Annotated in this window: 12 protein-coding genes, 1 tRNA gene, 2 pseudogenes and 1 riboswitch; of the genes and pseudogenes, 4 read left to right on the top strand and 11 right to left on the bottom strand. The window is 72.1% G+C overall.

Features of this window, described 5'->3' with window-relative positions; translation table 11 throughout:
• Nucleotides 1-90: 90 nt before the first annotated feature.
• Nucleotides 91-687 (bottom strand): recombination mediator RecR, encoded by a 597-nt coding sequence (recR, locus tag ACGWYL_RS05410; protein WP_179427562.1) that lies wholly within the window; start codon nt 685-687, stop codon nt 91-93.
• 62 nt (nt 688-749) lie between these two features.
• A complete protein-coding gene (locus tag ACGWYL_RS05405; RefSeq protein WP_395486623.1) occupies nt 750-1,064 on the bottom strand; it encodes a DMT family transporter in 315 nt (104 codons plus the stop codon).
• Between the two features lie 10 nt (nt 1,065-1,074).
• Nucleotides 1,075-1,142, bottom strand: a riboswitch (guanidine-III (ykkC-III) riboswitch).
• A 93-nt stretch (nt 1,143-1,235) separates the two neighbouring features.
• Here ACGWYL_RS05405 and adhP point away from each other — a divergent pair.
• Nucleotides 1,236-2,267 (top strand): alcohol dehydrogenase AdhP, encoded by a 1,032-nt coding sequence (adhP, locus tag ACGWYL_RS05400; RefSeq protein ID WP_223302979.1) that lies wholly within the window; start codon nt 1,236-1,238, stop codon nt 2,265-2,267.
• Here adhP and ACGWYL_RS05395 read toward each other — a convergent pair.
• The 6 genes and pseudogenes from ACGWYL_RS05395 to ACGWYL_RS05370 all read right to left on the bottom strand — a co-directional run bounded on the left by ACGWYL_RS05395 (nt 2,254) and on the right by ACGWYL_RS05370 (nt 12,101).
• Entirely contained in the window at nt 2,254-2,817 is a 564-nt protein-coding gene (locus ACGWYL_RS05395; protein ID WP_395487236.1) for an anthranilate synthase component II, read from the bottom strand. The genes adhP and ACGWYL_RS05395 overlap by 14 nt on opposite strands.
• Nucleotides 2,818-2,967: 150 nt before the next feature.
• Nucleotides 2,968-5,037: pseudogene (locus tag ACGWYL_RS05390) on the bottom strand (aminodeoxychorismate synthase component I); the annotation flags it as partial.
• Nucleotides 5,038-5,218: 181 nt separating this feature from the next.
• Nucleotides 5,219-6,853 (bottom strand): annotated as a pseudogene (locus ACGWYL_RS05385) (DNA polymerase III subunit gamma and tau); the annotation flags it as partial.
• Nucleotides 6,854-6,889: 36 nt separating this feature from the next.
• Nucleotides 6,890-10,432, bottom strand: coding sequence for an LPXTG cell wall anchor domain-containing protein (locus ACGWYL_RS05380; RefSeq protein ID WP_395486622.1), 3,543 nt, complete (start codon nt 10,430-10,432; stop codon nt 6,890-6,892).
• Between the two features lie 101 nt (nt 10,433-10,533).
• On the bottom strand, nt 10,534-11,127 hold the full coding sequence (locus ACGWYL_RS05375; protein WP_395486621.1) for an HAD family hydrolase: 594 nt from the start codon (nt 11,125-11,127) through the stop codon (nt 10,534-10,536).
• Complete coding sequence (locus tag ACGWYL_RS05370) at nt 11,124-12,101, bottom strand: alpha/beta hydrolase (RefSeq protein WP_395486620.1); 978 nt, start codon at nt 12,099-12,101, stop codon at nt 11,124-11,126. Before ACGWYL_RS05370 ends, ACGWYL_RS05375 begins: the two co-directional genes overlap by 4 nt.
• 100 nt (nt 12,102-12,201) lie before the next feature.
• On the opposite strand from ACGWYL_RS05370, the gene ACGWYL_RS05365 reads away from it, so the two are divergent.
• From ACGWYL_RS05365 to ACGWYL_RS05355, 3 genes are all read left to right on the top strand, one after another.
• Nucleotides 12,202-13,509 (top strand): threonine/serine exporter ThrE family protein, encoded by a 1,308-nt coding sequence (locus tag ACGWYL_RS05365; RefSeq protein WP_269304275.1) that lies wholly within the window; start codon nt 12,202-12,204, stop codon nt 13,507-13,509.
• 71 nt (nt 13,510-13,580) lie between these two features.
• Nucleotides 13,581-14,696 (top strand): acyl-CoA dehydrogenase family protein, encoded by a 1,116-nt coding sequence (locus ACGWYL_RS05360; protein ID WP_269304273.1) that lies wholly within the window; start codon nt 13,581-13,583, stop codon nt 14,694-14,696.
• 1 nt (nt 14,697) lies between these two features.
• A complete protein-coding gene (locus tag ACGWYL_RS05355; RefSeq protein ID WP_395486619.1) occupies nt 14,698-15,795 on the top strand; it encodes an acyl-CoA dehydrogenase family protein in 1,098 nt (365 codons plus the stop codon).
• A 104-nt stretch (nt 15,796-15,899) separates the two neighbouring features.
• On the opposite strand, the gene ACGWYL_RS05350 is transcribed toward ACGWYL_RS05355, so the two are convergent.
• The 3 genes from ACGWYL_RS05350 to ACGWYL_RS05340 form a co-directional block, all read right to left on the bottom strand.
• The gene (locus ACGWYL_RS05350) at nt 15,900-16,949 is read right to left on the bottom strand and encodes a biotin/lipoate A/B protein ligase family protein (protein ID WP_269304269.1); all 1,050 of its coding nucleotides are present in this window, start codon (nt 16,947-16,949) and stop codon (nt 15,900-15,902) included.
• Between the two features lie 67 nt (nt 16,950-17,016).
• A complete protein-coding gene (locus ACGWYL_RS05345; RefSeq protein ID WP_395486618.1) occupies nt 17,017-17,319 on the bottom strand; it encodes a DUF6458 family protein in 303 nt (100 codons plus the stop codon).
• 79 nt (nt 17,320-17,398) lie between these two features.
• A tRNA-Ser gene (locus ACGWYL_RS05340) sits at nt 17,399-17,486 on the bottom strand.
• Nucleotides 17,487-17,521 lie beyond the last annotated feature (35 nt).

Here is a 17,521-nt window from a genome sequence, read left to right as displayed (position 1 = left end):
GCCAGTCTAGCCCCTGCGCTTCCAGCCTCCGGCCCGCCGTCCGGGCGCTGGACGAGAGCGAAGTTTTCCCCGGTTGACCGGGTTCGGCCATCAGCCGACGGCGGTGCGGCCCTCGAACGCGCGCCCGAGGGTGACCTCGTCGGCGTACTCGAGGTCGCCGCCCACGGGCAGGCCGCTGGCGAGCTTGGTGACCTTCAGGCCGATCGGCACGAGCATCCGCATGAGGTACGTGGCCGTGGCCTCGCCCTCGAGGTTCGGATCGGTGGCGATGATGACCTCGGTGACGGCGCCGTCCTGCAGGCGGCCGAGCAGCTCCTTGATGCGCAGCTGGTCGGGACCGATGCCCGCGATGGGGCTGATCGCGCCGCCCAGCACGTGGTAGCGGCCGCGGAACTCACGGGTGCGCTCGATCGCGATGACGTCCTTGCTCTCCTCGACCACGCACAGCACCGAGTCGTCGCGGCGCGGGTCGGAGCAGATGCGGCACGTGGTGTCGACCGTGACGTTGCCGCAGACCGAGCAGAACAGGACCTTGGTCTTGGCGTCGACGAGGGTCTGCGCGAAGCGCTTGACGTCCTCGGGGTCGGCGTCGAGGAGGTGGAACGCGATCCGCTGGGCGCTCTTCGGGCCGATGCCCGGCAGTCGTCCGAGCTCGTCGATGAGGTCCTGGATCACGCTTTCGTACACGACGACAGCCTAGTCGGCCGGGCCAGCCGCGGCGGGCGGCGCGGGCGCGAGTCCGCGCCCGGTCAGTGCGCCATCTTCAGGCCGATGATGCAGCCGACCAGTCCGCCGATCAGCAGGACCTTGGTGAGGGACACCGGCTCGGCGCCGGTCAGCATCGCGAAGCCCACGGTGCCGACGGCGCCGATGCCCACCCACACGGCGTACGAGGTGCCGATGGGCAGGTCGCGCATCGCCCAGGCGAGTCCGCCCATGCTCACGACGAGGGCACCGAGGAAGACCAGCGACGGGACGAGCCGGGTGAAGCCTTCGCTGCGGCCCAGGGCGGTGGCCCACACGGCCTCGAACAGACCCGAGACGACCAGAACGATCCACGACATGACGCACTCCTTCGTGGCCGTCTTGTCGCGCTCCGGGTACGACTCCACTCGTCCGGTGGCCGGGGATCCCGGCTCGGATTCCAGCCTTTCACGTCCGGGGTCGGGGGCCAAATCGGATGCAACGTCGGTGACACCTTCGCGGACTAGCGTCGGTGGTGGAGAGGACGAAACATGACCGACATCCCGCGCACGATGCGCGCCGCCGTCAGCGCCGAGGCCGGCGCCCCCCTGACCATCGACGAGGTGCCGGTGCCGACGCCCGGCCCGGGCCAGGCGCTCGTCCGGCTGATCACCTCGGGCGTCTGCCACACCGACCTGCACGCCGTGAACGGCGACTGGCCGGTGCCGCCGAAGCGCCCGCTCATCCCCGGCCACGAGGGCTTCGGCGAGGTGGTCGCGCTCGGCGAGGGCGTCACGCAGCTCGCGGTCGGCGACCGGGTCGGCAACGCCTGGCTGTGGTCGGCGTGCGGCGCCTGCGAGTACTGCCGCCAGGGCTGGGAGACGCTGTGCGAGCAGCAGCAGAACGGCGGCTACGGCGTCGACGGCTCGTTCGGCGAGTACATGCTCGTGGACGAGCGCTTCGCCGCACGCGTGCCCGACGGGGTCGACGACGTCGAGGTCGCGCCGATCCTGTGCGCGGGCGTCACGGTCTACAAGGGCCTCAAGGTCGCGAACACGCACCCGGGGCAGTGGATGGTCATCAGCGGCATCGGCGGCCTCGGCCACATCGCGGTCCAGTACGCGGTGGCGATGGGCATGCGCGTGATCGGCGTGGACGTCGACGACGCGAAGCTCGAGCTGGCGCGCAAGCACGGCGCCGAGCACGTCGTGAACGCGGCCAAGGACGACCCGGTCGCCTTCGTGCAGGAGACGGTGGGAGGGGCGCACGGCGTCCTGGTCACGGCCGTGCACCGCGAGGCGTTCGGTCAGGCCACCGGCATGACCCGCCGCGGCGGCACGATCGTGTTCGTCGGGCTGCCGCCGGGCGACTTCCCTGCCAACATCTTCGACATCGTGCTGCGCGGGCTGACCGTGCGCGGCTCGATCGTGGGCACCCGTCAGGACATGGTCGAGGCGCTCGAGTTCTTCGCGGCGGGCCGGATCCACCCGACCGTGTCGACGAGGTCGCTGGACGAGATCAACGACATCTTCGACGAGATGGAGCACGGCCGGATCGACGGCCGCGTGGTCATGCGGTACTGAGTCCCAGGAAGCGCGCGAGCAGGTCGTGCCCGCGCGCGGTGAGGATGGACTCGGGGTGCACCTGGACGCCCTCGATCGGCAGCTCGCGGTGGCGCAGGCCCATGACGATGCCCGAGCCGGTGCGGGCCGTGACCTCGAGGACCGGCGGGACGTCCTCGACGACGAGCGAGTGGTAGCGCGCGCAGACCAGCGGTGAGGGAAGGCCGGCGAACACGCCCACCCCGGCGTGGTGGACGAGCGAGGACTTGCCGTGCACCACGCGGTCGGCGCGGACGACGCGCGCGCCGAAGACCTCGCCGATCACCTGGTGGCCGAGGCAGACGCCGAGGACGGGCGTGTGGGCGCCGAACCTGCGGACGACCTCGGCGCTGATGCCGGCGTCGGCGGGGGTGCCGGGCCCAGGCGAGACGATCACATGGGTGAAGTCGCCGGCGAGCAGCTCGTCGACCCTCGCGGCGTCGTGGCGCACGACCTCGGTGCTGCCGCCGAGCTCGCCCACGTACTGCGCGAGGTTGAACACGAACGAGTCGTAGTTGTCGATGAACAGCACCCGCGGCCGTCCGGAGGGGGACGGATCTTTCGACCGTCGGGTCGCTGGGGCGACATCTTGGTACCAAGATCCGTCCCCCCGCAGGGCGTCGGCGAGGCGGGCGGTGAGGGGGCCGGGGGGCCAGGCCCCGATGCCCTCGCACGAGGTGACCGGGACGATGCCGCGCAGCGCGTTGGTGACGAAGACCTCGGTGGCGGCCGCGAGGTCGGCGGTGGTGAGCCGGTGCTGGAATACGGGGATGCCGAGGCCGAGCGCCAGCTCGACCACGCGCGCACGGGTGGTGCCGGGCAGGAGGCGACCGTCGAGGGCGGGCGTGTGGAGGCCGTCGTCGAGGACCGCGAAGACATTGGCGCGCTCGGTCTCCAGAACCGATCCGTCGGCGTCGAGCAGCAGCGGCTCGGCGGCGGCGGGCGCGACCCGCGAGCGGTCGGCCCACTTGTGCTCGCCGAGACCGCCCGGGAGCACCTGCGGCACGAGCGCCCACGCGGCCGGGGCGGCATCGAGCGGTGACGTGGTCATCGAGACCCGGACGTCGTGGCCGCGCGGGACCGCGTCGAGCCGCAGCCGGTGCCGGCCGTGCAGACCCGCGATGCGCTGGTGCACCGCCTCCTCGAGCCCGGCCCGGACGGTGGTGCCGTAGACGGACCGGACGCTGGCGTCGAGCCGCGCGAGGTGGGCGTCGAGGTCGTCGGCGTGCCCGTCCACGACGAGGACGGTCTCGAAGATCCCGCGGGACGCGTCGACGGGGCGACCGAGGTCGCCGACGGGAGTGGTCGCCACCGCCGGCGCGCCCGAGGGAACGGCCTCGAGGTCGAGCCGCCCCCCGATCGCCCGGATCAGCGGCCGCGCCTTGACGAGGCACTCGGCGTACTCGTCGTCGGGGTCGGAGTCGGCCACGATGCCGCCGCCGAGGCCCAGCCAGACCCGCTGACTGCCCTCGGCGTCGCGCGCGAACTCGAACGTGCGGATGACGACGTTGAGCTCCATCCCGGCCGTGGCGCTGACGTGCCCGATCGCGCCCGTGTACGCCTCGCGGCCGGTGGTCTCGAGCTCGGCGATGATCTCCATCGCGCGCACCTTCGGCGCGCCCGTGACCGAGCCGGGCGGGAAGGTGGCGCGCAGCAGGTCGCCGTCGCCGACCTCGGCGGGCAGGTGCCCCACGACGTCGGAGACCAGGTGCCACACGCTGTGCCGCTCGAGCCGGTTGAGCGCCGGGACCCGCACCGATCCGGGCAGCGCCACGCGACCGAGGTCGTTGCGCATGAGGTCGACGATCATGACGTTCTCGGCGCGGTTCTTCGCCGAGGCCTCGAGCTCGCGGGGGTCGGCGGTCAGCGGTGCCGTGCCCTTGATGGGCGAGGTGAGCACCTCGTCGCCGGTGCGGCGCAGGAACAGCTCGGGCGAGAGGCTGGCCAGCGCTCCCTCGGGCGACGAGACGTAGGCCGCGTAGGCGGGGCGCAGCGACTCGACGCCCCTGCAGAACGCGTCGAGCGGGTCGCCCTCGAACGCCGCTTCGAGCCGTGCGCACAGGTTGACCTGGAAGATGTCGCCCGCCTCGATGTGGTCGAGGGCTCGTCGCACGGCCGCGCGGTGCACATCGGGACCGGGCGTCAGCTCGAACGTGCCGGCGGTGAACGGCTGGGCCGGCGCGGGCATCGCGACGGCCTCGAGGAGCGAGTCGACGCGGGCCGGATCGGGCTCACCGAGGGACTCGAGCCACCACGTGCCGCGGACCCGGCGCAGCACGAGGTCGTAGAGGCCGACCCGGTGGTCGGGCTGAGGAATCGGTCGCGACGGGCCGTCGGGGAGCTGCTCCACGTGGCGGCCGAGGCGGTAGCCCCACGCGCCGATCCAGCCACCGCCGAAGCCGTCGTCGTCCTGGCGGGGCAGGTCGACGTCGTCCCACGCCTCCAGCAGGCGTACGGGCTCGCAGGCGATGAGCGCCTCGCCCTGGTGCCACGCGCCGACGAGGGCGACCAGCCGGTCGCGGCCGCGCAGGCGCCGCAGGACCTCGGTGGGCGACGCGTCGAGGTCGAGTCGCCGCCGCACCGGCGGGGCAGGGTCAGCCGTGGGTGGTCTCGTCAATGATCTCGGCTCCGAGGTGCTCGGCCAGCAGTGCCTCGGCGTCCTGCGTGCCGTCGTCGACGACCGGGTCGTCGGGGTCGACGCCCGCGTCGGGATCGAGCCGCTCGATGGGCACGGGACCCTGGCGGAGGGCATCGCGGACCGACTCGGGCACGCGCGACTCCTGCGGCGCGGGCGGGGACGGCGCACTCGCGGCGGGGGCCGGCGCGGTGCCGGTGGGCGTGGCCGAGGGGTCGACGATCGCCTCGATGCGCCACTGCACCGCCATGACGTCGGACAGCGCCTGCTGGACGATCTGGTCGGAGCCGCTCTTGACGAACGAGTCGCGGGCGCCGGTGTTGACCAGCGCGAGGGTGAGGGTGGAGCCGTCGAGCGCCGCCACCTGGGCGTTCTGGCTGAGCATGACCCACGTGAAGCGGCGCAGCTGCTGCACCCGCTCGAGGACCTGCGGCCACATCCGGCGGACGTCGGCCGTGGTCAGCTGACCGGGTGCCGCGGGGGCCGGCTGGGAGATCTCGGGCTCGGGAGCCGAGGGCGGCTGCACCCGGGGCGCCACCGGGGCGGGCTGGGGCGCGGGCTCCGGGGCCGGCTGGGGCGTCGGCGTCTGGGGCTCAGGAGTCCGGGGTTCGGGAGCCTGGGGCTCGGGGGACTGCGGCTCGGGAGCCTGCTGTGCGGGAGTCGGGGACTCGGTCTCCCACGTGGTCTCCGGGACGGCGGCGGACGCGGGTGCCGCAGCGGTCGGGGGCGCCGGGGCGTCGGCGGCCGCAGGAACGGGAGCCGGCGCGGCACCGGAGAGCCGCCGCTCGAGCCGGTCGAGGCGCGCGTGGAAGCCCTCGACGGAGTTGTCGGCGCCAGGCACGAGGATCCGCGCGCACATCAGCTCGAGCATGAGGCGCGGAGCGGTGGCGCCGCGGAACTCGGTGAGCGCCTCGCTGACGAGGTCGGCCGCACGGGTGAGCTCGGTGGGCTCGAAGCCCGCGACCTGGCGCTGCAGCACGGCCGTGCGGTCGGCGGGCGTCTCGAGGAGGCCGTTCTCGACGGCGCTGGGGACGGCCTTGAGGATGACGAGGTCGCGGAATCGCTGGAGCAGGTCCTCGGCGAAGCGGCGGGGGTCCTGGCCGGACTCGATCACCTTGTCGACGACCCCGAACACGGTGGCGGCGTCGTCGGCCGCGAACGCCTCGACCGCCTCGTCGAGCAGCGAGTCGGGCGTGTAGCCCAGCAGCTGGACGGCGAGGTCGTAGGTGATGCCATCGGGACCCGAGCCGGCCAGCAGCTGGTCGAGGACGCTGAGCGAGTCACGGACCGAGCCGCCGCCGGCGCGCACGACGAGCGGCAGCGCGGTGGGCTCGAGGCCGACGTCCTCGCTGCGGCACAGCTGGAGCATGTAGTCGCTGAGCAGCTTCGGCGGGACGAGCCGGAACGGGTAGTGGTGCGTGCGCGAGCGGATCGTGCCGATGACCTTGTCGGGCTCGGTCGTGGCGAAGATGAACTTGAGGTGCGGCGGCGGCTCCTCGACGAGCTTGAGCAGCGCGTTGAAGCCCTGCGGCGAGACCATGTGGGCCTCGTCGATGATGTAGACCTTGTAGCGGCTGCTGACGGGCGCGAAGAACGCGCGCTCGCGCAGGTCGCGCGCGTCGTCGACGCCGCCGTGGCTGGCCGCGTCGATCTCGATGACGTCGATGCTGCCCGGGCCGCCGCGCGCGAGATCGCGGCAGCTCTGGCACTCGCCGCACGGGTCCGAGATCGGCGCGCGCTCGCAGTTGAGCGCGCGCGCCAGGATCCGGGCGCTGGTGGTCTTGCCGCAGCCGCGCGGTCCGCTGAACAGGTAGGCGTGGTTGACCCGGTTGTTCGACAGGGCGTGGCGCAGCGGCTGGGTGACGTGATCCTGGCCGATGACCTCGGCGAACGTCTCGGGCCGATAGCGGCGGTAAAGCGCCAGGGGTGCGTCCACGGAGACCACCCTAGACGCCTGCCCCGACAGCGGTCACCGTCGCCGCACGCGCCCGACCAGCAGGCCTCCGGCGACCAGCATCCCGAGTCCGGAGGCGAGCCACCAGGCCGACATGCTGCCACCGGTCCGGGCCAGCGCCGACTCCTTCTTCGCCGCGTCCTGCGAGGTCTCCTGCTCCTCCAACGGGTCGTCGGCGTCCGTCTCGTCGTCCACGGGCGTCTCGTCGACCGGGGTCTCGTCGACCGGGGTCTCGTCGACCGGGGACTCGGCGGCCGGCTCGACCTCGACGACGAGCGTCGCCGTGGTGCCGTTCGCGTGGGTCGCCGTGATGGTGTGCGGCGAGGCGTGGGGGAACGTGATCTCGTTGCCCTCGATCACGTCGGTGGCCACCGAACTCGTGAACGTCACGTCCTCCGTGACGTCGCCGAGGTCGTTCCCGGACGCGTCGGCGCCCGTCGCGGTCACCGTGATGGTGCCGCCCTCGGTCGCGTCGCCGGTGCGGGTCAGGGTCATCGAGTCGACCGCGCCGGTGCGGGAGGTGACCTCGAGCGTCGCGGTGTAGGTGCGCGAGCCCTGCTCGACCGAGGCCGTCACGGTGCCCGAGCCGGGCGCCGTGCTGCGCAGCCGCCAGGCCTCGCCGTCGTGCTCGAGCTCGACACCCTCGGGGACGGACACGTCCCAGGCTGCGGGGTCGACGCCCACCGGATCGCCGCCGCCGTCGGTCAGGCTGAGGGTGACCGTGGTCGGCTCGGCGTTCGGGACGAGCGTGACGGAGTCGCCGATGTCGAAGGCCGCGACGCCCTCGTCCCAGGTGGCCTCCAGCTCGACGCGCACGGCCGAGCCGTCGGTGCTCGAGCCCGGCAGGGTCGTCGCGGCGGTGAAGGCGTCGCCGCCGAGGGACCATCCGGTGAACACGTCGATGCCGCGCGTGGGCTCCGCCGGCAGGGTGCGGAAGCCGCCCTGCACCGAGGGTCCGTAGACGGTCACGGTGTCGGTGGACGCGACGACGTCGTAGTGGTGGCCGGTGACCTCGACGCTCTCGGCGACGTCCGTCAGGGCGATCACGCCACCGTTCGCGATGGTGCCGTCGCCGGTGATCGAGGCGCCGACGGTCGGATCGGCCGTGGTGCCGACGAGGCGACCGGTCGCACCGATCGTGAGGTCGTTGCGGGAGACGTCGATCGTGCCGGACGGCACGCGGACGACGCCGTCGATCGTGACTTCGCCTCGGGCGCCCGACTCAGGGTGACCGATGACCGTGGCGGCGCCGGATCCGCCGATGGAGGTGACGTCCGCGCCGGCGCCGATCTCGACGTTCGACGCGGCGGAGGTCGACTGACCCGAGCCAAGGCCGGGGGCCCAACGGCCACCCGTCGCCGACACGGTGCCGCCGAGGACCTCGACGGACGTGGCTCCCGTGGCGTTGCGACCGGATCCGATGCCGGCGCCACCGTCGGCGGCAGTCGACGTCACCGTCCCTCCGGTGATGCGGACGGTGCCGCCCTGGCTCATCCAGGCTCCGCCGATGCCGGAGCCGACGCCCTCGGACGTGGTCGCGGTGACGTCGCCGCCGTTGATCGTGACGAGTCCGACGGAGCCGCTCGTACCGCCGCCGATGGCCGCACCGTCGAACGAGCTGCGCGCGTCGATCACGCCGCCGTTGATGACGATCGTGCCGCCTCCGCCACTGTGCCCGCCACCGATGCCCGCGGAGCCGACGCCGCGTCCGACCGCCTCGACGGTGCCGTCGTTGATCGTGGTCGTGCCGCCGGACTGGCTCATCCCACCGCCGATTCCCGCGGCGTTGGAGCCACCGGTGGCGCGGACGGTGCCGCCGTCGATCACGAGGGCGGCACCGGTGGTGCGAATGCCCGCCGTGTCGGGAGACGTCGAGACGAGCGTGCCGTCGCCCTCGGAGTCGTCGATCGTGAGCGTCTGGTCGGCGTCGATCGTGAGGCCGGCGACCGTGAGGTCGTGTCCCGCGAGGTCGAGGGTGACGTCGCAGGCGACGTTCACCGAGGAGCCGACGGTGAGGTCCGCGCCCAGGGCGATGGTCTCGTCGGGGCACGTGCCGAGGGCGGTGCCCAGGTCGGTCGTGGTGCGCACGACCCAGCGCGCGGTGAGCGCGACCGTGACGGGCATGCCGTCGGCGGTTCCGTCGCCCAGGCTGGTGGTGGCGTCGAACGGCTCACCGTCGCGCTGCCACCCGGCGAAGCTCAGACCGGTCTTCGAGGGCTCGGGCAGGGCCGCGAGCCCGTCCTCGACGGTCGGCGCCATGACGGTCAGGGGCTGGAGCTCGTCCGCGCCGGCGAAGGTCAGTCGGTAGTGGTGGCCGGCCACGCGCACGCCCTCGGCGAGGCTGCCGGCGACGAGGACGCCCTCGTTGTCGATGCGTCCGCTGCCGATGATCGCGGGGCCGTCGGCCGGCGTGGCCTCCGACCCCAGCACCGCTCCCGTCGCGCCGATGCGGAACGACGAGAACGTGGTGGCGTCGAGGTGACCGGAGGCGACGTGCAGCGTGCCGTCGACGGTCAACGGGCCCACGTTGTAGCCGGCCAGGGGCAGCCCGACGGCCGAGGACGACGAGCCGGCCGTCACGCTCACGTGGGCGCCGGCTCCGATCGCGATGGGCGAGCCCCCGAAGTAGCCGTCGCGCGCGGCTCCGATCGCGGAGGCCTCGCTGCCGGCGCGGGCGTCGACGGTGCCGCCGGTGATCGAGATCGACGTGAAGCCCCGGTTGTATCCGCTGCCGATGCCCGCACCGAACTCGCCTCCGGTGGCGGTGATGGTGCCGCCGTTGATGGCGATGGTGCCGCCGGCACCCCAGCCGGCGCCACCGATGCCCGCGGCCCAGCTGCCTCCGGTGGCGGTGATGGTGCCGCCGTTGATGACGATGGTGCCTCCGTTGCCTCCGTTGCGACCGTCGTTGAGACCGCCTCCGATGCCGGCTCCGGCGTGTCCGCCCGTGGCGGTGATGGTGCCGCCGTCGATCGTCAGTTGGGCGTCGGTGGAGCGGATGCCGGCCTCGTTGCTGCCGGTGCGGGAGGTGACGATCGAGCCGCCGGTGGCGGAGTCGTCGATCCTCAGGTGGCGTCCGATGCCGATCTCGATGCCGAAGGCGCGCAGCGCGCGTCCGGCCAGGTCGAGGGTGAGGTCGCACGGGACGGCCAGCGTGCTCGAGGTGGTGATGTCCGCGCCGAGGGTGATCGTGTCACCGGTCTCGCACGCGGCGAGCGCGTCGGTCAGCTCGGTCGCGGTGGTGACGGTGCTCGGCGCCTCGACGACGGCCCGGCGGGCCTGCTGGGGCGCGGCCGTGGGCTCGACCTCCGGCTCCGGGGCGGGGGTGGCCTGCGTCGTGGGCTCGACCTCGGGCTCGGCCGTGGGCTCCGCCGTCGGCTCGGGGTTGGTCGTCGGCTCCTCGGCCGGCTCGGCCTCGGGCGTCGGCTCGGCGGAGGGCTCGACGGTCGCGTCGACGACGGGGTCGGCCGTGACCGTCTCCTCGGCGAACGCGGGAGCCGAGGCTCCGATCAGCAGGGCGGTGAGGAACGGCACGAGAAGGCGCGAGGGCGTGGGCACGCGGGGGCTCCAGGGGGAAAGAGGAGGAGGGGCGGGCTCACCCCGAACGCTCGCACTTTATGTCACATCAGGAACATGCGTCCCGGAAATTGAACGGTTCCTCAGGTTCGAAGCAGGGCGGGGACCTCGACCAGCGACGCCACCACGTGCCGCGCGCCGGCCGCCTGGAGCTCCTCGGCCGAGCAGGGGCCTGTGGTCACGGCGAGCCCCTGCACCGCCGCGATCTGCGCCGCGTCCATGTCGTGCACGTGGTCGCCGACGTAGGTGTCGGCGGACTCGCGCACGAGGACCTCCGCCTTCTGCTCGCGCCAGGCGTCGCCCACCACCGCATCGTGGGGCAGCCCGAGGTGCTCGAGATGCAGGACGGCGTTGGGCCCGGCCTTTGCGGTGATGACGATGGCGCGGCCGAGCTCGCGGGCGGCGGCGAGCGCCTCGGCCGCGCCCGGCATCGCGAGCACGCGCGGGATCGCGATCTCGGGGTACATCGCGCGGTACCGCGTGAACATCTCGGGCACGGCCTCGGCGGGGAACCAGTGCTCGAGCTCCCACGTGAGCGGCGGCCCGAGGCGCGACACCGCCAGCTCGGCGTCGATCGGCACGCCCGTCTGGCGCGACAGCTCCTCGTAGACCGCGCGGATCCCCGGGCGCGAGTCGATCAGCGTCATGTCCAGGTCGAACCCGATCGTGCGCGTCACGGGATCCAGCGGTCGAGCCACTCGCCGGTGAGCCGGTAGGCCTCGGCGCGCGGGTCGTCGTTCGAGAGGTAGACGTCGTGGCGGGCGTTCCGCACCTGCAGCGAGGTGACGTCGTCGCCGAGGCAGCCCGACCACCGCGCGATCTGGCGGACGTCGAGCACGGCGTCGGACGTGTCGGTCTTCTCGTGGTGCTTGAAGCTGAACCACGACCGGTGCGACCGGAGCACGAGCGAGGGCACGCCGACGTCGAGGCCTCGGTGCAGGACCGCGTGGCCGCGCCGGACCGCCGTGAGCCAGCCGTAGGTCACGGGGAAGCCGGCGAGCGGCTTCCAGGCGAGGTCGTAGTCCCACAGGCCGCCGTGCTCGCGGTAGAGGCTGACGCCGTAGGCCTCCGCGAGCGGCAGCCGCATGCGGTCCTTCGGACGCACCTTGGCGAACGCGCGGATCGCCTGCGTGCCGATCGAGCGCATCCACGGGGCGCCCTGCAGGTCGAACCACGGGCTGTTGAGCACCAGGCCGGCGATGCCGCGCCCGCGCGCGCCGCCGGGCTCGAGGTTGAGCCGGTCGAGCCACAGCGGCAGCACGAGGCCGCCCGTGGAGTGCGCCGAGAGCACGATCGGCACGTCGGGCACCTCGGCGCGCACGGTGCGCAGGGTCTCGTCGAGCTCGCGGTCGTACAGCGCGAGGTCCGAGACGTAGTGCGGGGTGTGGCCCTGGCCCAGCGACCGGCCGCACTTGCGCAGGTCGAGGGAGTAGAAGGCGAAGCCGCGGTCGGCGTAGAACTCGGCGAGCTCGGTCTGGAAGAAGTAGTCGCTGAAGCCGTGCACGTAGACCAGTGCGCCGCGCGGCTCGCCCTCGAACCGGCGCCGGACGAGGGTCGCGGTGATCTCGCCCTCGCCGTCGGGATCGGTGCCCAGGTCGATCGTCCGTCGCTCGTACGGGTCGCCCAGCATGTCCTCGGTCCAGCCGGTCATCGGTCCTCCTCGCGCTGCTCGGACCCCCACCCTAGGCCCAGGCGACGGCTCGGTCCGGGGGTACGCGGCATCCTCCCGGGCCATCAGGAAAGGTGGAGTCATGAGCACCTCGGCGCCGGAGACTCTCCGCATCATGGACCTCGCCCTGCGCGCGGGGGAGATGCTGCTGTCCAACGGCGCGGGCACGGCCGACGTGTCGGCGACGATGTCGTCGATCGCCCGCCATCTCGGCCTGCGCGGCACCTACGTCGACGTCACGCACATCATGCTGACGATGGTCCACGACCAGCAGCTCGACGAGCCGCCGCTGATCCTGCGTCGGAACGTGGTCCGGCGCGAGACCGACTTCGAGGACGTCACCGCGATCGACCGCCTCGTGAGCGACCTGCTGAACGACGAGATCGGCCTCGACGAGGCCCGCTCGCGGCTGGCCGCGATCGCCACGAGCGGCCACGCGCGTCCTCGCTGGGTCGTGATCGCGGCGGCGGGCGCGGTCGGCGCGGGCGTCGCCCTCATGCTCGGCGGCGGCGTGCTGGTCACGGCGATCGCGTTCCTGGCCGCCGTCGTGATCGAGGTGGTCCGGCGGCCGCTCGAGGTACGACGGCTCCCCGACTTCTACATCCAGGTGGTGGGCGGACTGTGCGCCTCGCTCATCGCCGTGTCCGCCGCCGCGCTGCAGGTGCCGTCGCCGCCCTCGCTCGTCATCGCCGCCAACATCGTCGTGCTGCTCGCCGGTCTGGGCCTCATGGGCGCGATCCAGGACGCGCTCACCGGCTACCAGCTGACCGCCGTGGCGCGGCTGCTCGAGGTCGTGCTCGCCACGGGCGGCATCGTCGCCGGCGTCTCGGGCGGCCTCATGGTCGGTCGGATGCTCGGCGTCGACCTCGGCTCGGGCACGAGCTGGCCCGACCTGTCGCACCTGCCGTTCGTCACGATCGGCGCGGCCGTCGCGGCCGCCGGCTTCGCGGTGCAGTCGTACGCGCCGTGGACCTCGGTGCCGGTCATCGCGGCGATCGGCGCGGGCGCCGGCGCGTTCTCGTCCGCCATGTTCCAGAACGGGCTCGACCGGCCCTGGGCCGCCGGGATGGCCGCCTTCCTCATCGGTGTCGTCAGCTACCCGGCCTCGCGCGGCCTGCGCATCCCGGCGCTGGTCATGGTGGTGCCCGCGATCGTCCCGCTGCTGCCCGGCCTGACGATCTACCGCTCGCTCGCGCAGCTGGCAGAGGAGAGCCTCTCGGGCATCTTCGCGGGCATCACCGCGATGGCGGTGGCGGTGGCGCTGGCCGCAGGGGTCATCCTCGGTGAGTATGCTGCTCAACCGCTCGGACGCGAGACCAAGCGGCTCGAGCGCCGGCTGTCCGGACCACGTCTGGTGGGCCCCTTCCGAGCCAAGTCGAAGCGGAAGTGACTCACTGGTGTCAACGGCAGTTGCACAGTATTCTCGATGCTAAGCAAGCGCTTAGTGCGAAGGGGCACTTCATGAGACTTCAGTTGTCAGCCGAGGACCAGGCATTCCGCGAGGAGATGCGTGAGTTCTTCACCACCCAGGTTCCGCAGGACATCCGCGACGCCGTGATCAACCGCGGCGAGCTCACGCGCGACCAGATCGTGCGCTCGCAGCAGGCGCTCAACGCCGGCGGACTGGCCGTTCCCGGGTGGCCCGTCGAGTGGGGCGGCAAGGACTGGACCCAGCTCCAGCGCCACATCTGGCACGAGGAGATGCAGCTGGCCGGCGTCATGCCGCCGCTGGCTTTCAACGCCTCGATGGTCGGCCCGGTCATCGCGACCTTCGGCTCGCAGGAGCTCAAGGAGCGCTTCCTGCCCGCCACCGCCAACCTCGACATCTGGTGGAGCCAGGGCTTCTCCGAGCCCGACGCCGGCTCCGACCTCGCCGGCCTGCGCACCACCGCCGTGCGCGACGGTGACGAGTACGTCGTCAACGGCCAGAAGACGTGGACCACGCTCGGCCAGTACGGCGACTGGATCTTCACCCTGGTTCGCACCGATCCCGATGCGCCCAAGAAGCAGATGGGCATCAGCTTCCTGCTGATCGACATGAAGTCCGAGGGCCTCACGGTCCGCCCGATCGAGCTGATCGACGGCGGCCACGAGGTCAACGAGGTCTTCTTCGACAACGTGCGCGTCCCCGCCGAGAACCTCGTCGGCGAGGAGAACAAGGGCTGGACGTACGCCAAGTTCCTCCTCGGCAACGAGCGCGTCGGCATCGCCCGCGTCGGCGACAGCCAGCTGCACCTGGCCTCGGCCAAGAAGAAGGCCAAGGAGCAGGGCGTCTTCGACCAGTACGCGTCGCGGATCGCCGACATCGAGAACCAGCTCACCGCGCTCGAGCTCACCGCCCTGCGCGTGGCCGCCGGCTCCTCCGGCGACAAGCCGCACCCGGCCTCGAGCGTGCTCAAGATCAAGGGCTCGCAGCTGACGCAGGCCGTCTCGGACCTGCTCGTCGACCTCGAGGGTCCCGCGGCCATCACCAGCCGCGACACCCGCGTCTTCCTCAACAACCGCAAGGTGTCGATCTACGGCGGATCCAACGAGATCCAGCGCCAGATCATCGCCGGCACGATCCTGGGACTGTGACATGGACTTCACCATCGATTCGGAGCAGAAGGCTCTCGTCAAGGCCGTCCGTGGCCTGATCACCAACGTCTACGAGTCCTCCGAGGCCCGTCGTGAGGTCACCAAGACCGAGCCCGGCTTCGCCGCGTGGGACAAGCTCGCCGAGATGGGCGTGCTGAGCCTGCCGTTCGAGGCCTCGCCCGTCGAGGTCTCGCTGGCCGCCGAGGAGCTCGGCAAGGTCATCGCCCCCGACCCGTTCGTCGAGGCGATCGTGCTGGCCGGCGGCCTCATCGAGGCGCTCGGCACCGACGAGCAGAAGAAGCAGTACGTCGACGCCATCGCCGGCGGCGAGGTCCTGCCGATCCTGGCGTGGCTCGAGCCCGGCAAGCGCTGGTCGACGCAGGCGTCGGTCACGTTCGCCGACGGCAAGCTCAACGGCGTGAAGGCCCCTGTGGTCCAGGCCGAGCGTGCCGACCTGCTGCTGGTCACGGCCGCGCTGCCCGAGGGCGGCACCGGCGTGTTCCTCGTCGAGGGCGCCACGGCGGTCGAGACGGCCGTCACCAACGACGGCAGCCGCGCCGCCACCGTCACGTTCGGCGACACCCCCGCGGTGCAGCTGGGCGAGGGTGGCGACCAGACCGCCGCGCTCGAGGTCGCCCTCGACCGCGCCCGCATCGCCTACGCCCACGAGGCGCTCGGTGCGATGGAGACGGCACTGACCACCACGGTCGGCTACCTCAAGACGCGCAAGCAGTTCGGCGTCACGCTCAACACGTTCCAGGCGCTCAACCACCGCGCCGCGGACATGTACGTCGCGCTCGAGCTGGCCCGCAGCACGATCACGTGGGCCACGATCGTGGCGGCCGACGAGGACACCACGCCCGAGCAGCTGGCCACGGCCGCCTCGCACGCGGCGCTGCAGGTCAGCGTGGCCGGTCGCCACATCGGCCTCGACGCGATCCAGCTGCACGGCGGCATCGGCATGACCGCCGAGTACTCGGTCGGCCACTACGCCAGCCGCCTGCTCGCGATCGAGCACCTGATCGGCGACGGCGAGTTCCACCGGGCGCGCCTGGCCGCCACGGTCGGCGACCACGACGTCTTCGACCCGATCGGCTGATCCAGCCTTTCAACGACGAGACCCGCCGAGCGCTGCTCGGCGGGTCTCGTCGTCTGCGTGGTCGCCGCTCCACAAGTGGAGCGGGGGCGGGGCCACCCCGCGGCTCAGGGCACGCGGTGGGTCCACTCGCGCGTCGAGAACTTCTCGTCGACGAGGCGCTTGGCCTCGCTGAGCTCGGCCTCGGTGTACTCCGAGTCGCGCGTGGCGTACCGGCGGCGGAACGTCTCGAGGAAGCTGTCGAGGATCGCCTCGCGCGTGAGGCCGGTCTGCGAGCGCATCGGGTCGACGCGCTTGTTGGCCGAGCGGGTCCCCTTGTCGCTCATCTTCTCGCGACCGATGCGCAGCACCTCGGTCATCTTGTCGGCGTCGATGTCGTAGGCCATCGTCACGTGGTGCAGCACCGAGCCGCCGGCGAAGCGCTTCTGGGCGGCGCCGCCGATCTTGCCCGCCTCGCTGGCGATGTCGTTGAGCGGCACGAACCGCGCGTTCACGCCGACCTCGGCGAGCGCCTCGATCACCCAGTCGTCGAGGAACGAGTAGGAGCGCTCGAAGCTCAGCCCCTCGACCAGTGAGCCGGGGACGACGAGCGAGTAGGTGATGCAGTTGCCCGGCTCCATGAACATCGCCCCGCCGCCGGAGACGCGTCGCACGACGTCGATGCCGTGCTTCGCGGCGCCCTCGGCGTCGATCTCGTTGACGTAGCTCTGGAAGGAGCCGATCACGACGAGCGGGCTGTCCCAGTCCCAGATGCGGAACGTGGGCGGGCGAGTGCCGTCGGCGACCTCACGGCCGATGATCTCGTCGAGGGCGACGTGCATCGCCGGGTCCATCGTGACGGGACCGATCACGTCGAAGGTGTGGTCATGCCAGCCGGTGGCCTTGCCGAGCGCCCGGCGGACGGCGATGCCGACGGCCTCGGGCGTGAAGCCGATGAAGGCGGTCTCGGGGCCGACGGCCCCGGTGATGGAGGAGGTGAGCTGGTCGACGGACGCGTCGACCGAGAGGCCGGTCAGCGCCGCGTTGACGTCGAGGAGGGCCTCCTCGGGCTCGAGGAAGAAGTCCCCCGAGACGCTCACGTCGACGAGCCGGTCGTTCTGGACTTCGAGGTCGACCGCGACGAGCTTGCCGCCCGGGACCTTGTATTCACCGCGCATGTCCGGTTCAACACCCCCTGGCGGCAGATGCTTCCGCCAGATGAACCGGACGTGCGACGTGGGTGACTCAGCGCGCCGGCGGCAGGTCGTCGCGACGGGCGTCGCGGACGGCGTGGTCGCGGCGGCTGTTGACGATCAGGCTGAGCACGATGCCCAGGGCACCGGCCGCCATGCAGATGTAGCCGACCATGGTCAGGTCGATGCCGTTGATGGCATCGGTCACCGCGAACGCAAGGATCGCGCCGATGGCGATCAGGGCGATGGATCCACCGAAGTACATGTCAGGTCCCTTTCCCTCGATGACGGCCGGAGCGGGTGCGCCGACCGTTTCGGTCTGCAAAACGGTGGCACGGATCGTGGGTGTCCGCATTCTGAGCAGGCGAGAGGGTCCGGGAACCAGCGAAGCCGGCCCTCGGGATCTCGGTGAGATTCCCTGAGCCGGCTTCGAGTGGCGGAGGATAGGGGATTCGAACCCCTGAGAGCTTTCACTCAACCCGCTTTCCAAGCGAGCGCACTAGGCCACTATGCGAATCCTCCGCCGAGGAGTCTACGTGGACCCGGCCGCGAGCGGC

This window comes from Aeromicrobium sp. JJY06 (genome assembly GCF_044069275.1).
GTDB classification, from domain to species: Bacteria; Actinomycetota; Actinomycetes; order Propionibacteriales; family Nocardioidaceae; genus Aeromicrobium; species Aeromicrobium tamlense.
This window is presented reverse-complemented; position numbering and strand designations above follow the sequence as displayed.

Bases quoted from the DNA above. Each gene is read 5' to 3' on its own strand.
- ACGWYL_RS05405 (WP_395486623.1), bottom strand. From the start codon at position 1,064: ATGTCGTGGATCGTTCTGGTCGTCTCGGGTCTGTTCGAGGCCGTGTGG.
- adhP (WP_223302979.1), top strand. From the start codon at position 1,236: ATGACCGACATCCCGCGCACGATGCGCGCCGCCGTCAGCGCCGAGGCC.
- ACGWYL_RS05370 (WP_395486620.1), bottom strand. From the start codon at position 12,101: ATGACCGGCTGGACCGAGGACATGCTGGGCGACCCGTACGAGCGACGG.
- ACGWYL_RS05365 (WP_269304275.1), top strand. From the start codon at position 12,202: ATGAGCACCTCGGCGCCGGAGACTCTCCGCATCATGGACCTCGCCCTG.
- ACGWYL_RS05360 (WP_269304273.1), top strand. From the start codon at position 13,581: ATGAGACTTCAGTTGTCAGCCGAGGACCAGGCATTCCGCGAGGAGATG.
- ACGWYL_RS05355 (WP_395486619.1), top strand. From the start codon at position 14,698: ATGGACTTCACCATCGATTCGGAGCAGAAGGCTCTCGTCAAGGCCGTC.
- ACGWYL_RS05350 (WP_269304269.1), bottom strand. From the start codon at position 16,949: ATGCGCGGTGAATACAAGGTCCCGGGCGGCAAGCTCGTCGCGGTCGAC.
- ACGWYL_RS05345 (WP_395486618.1), bottom strand. From the start codon at position 17,319: ATGCGGACACCCACGATCCGTGCCACCGTTTTGCAGACCGAAACGGTC.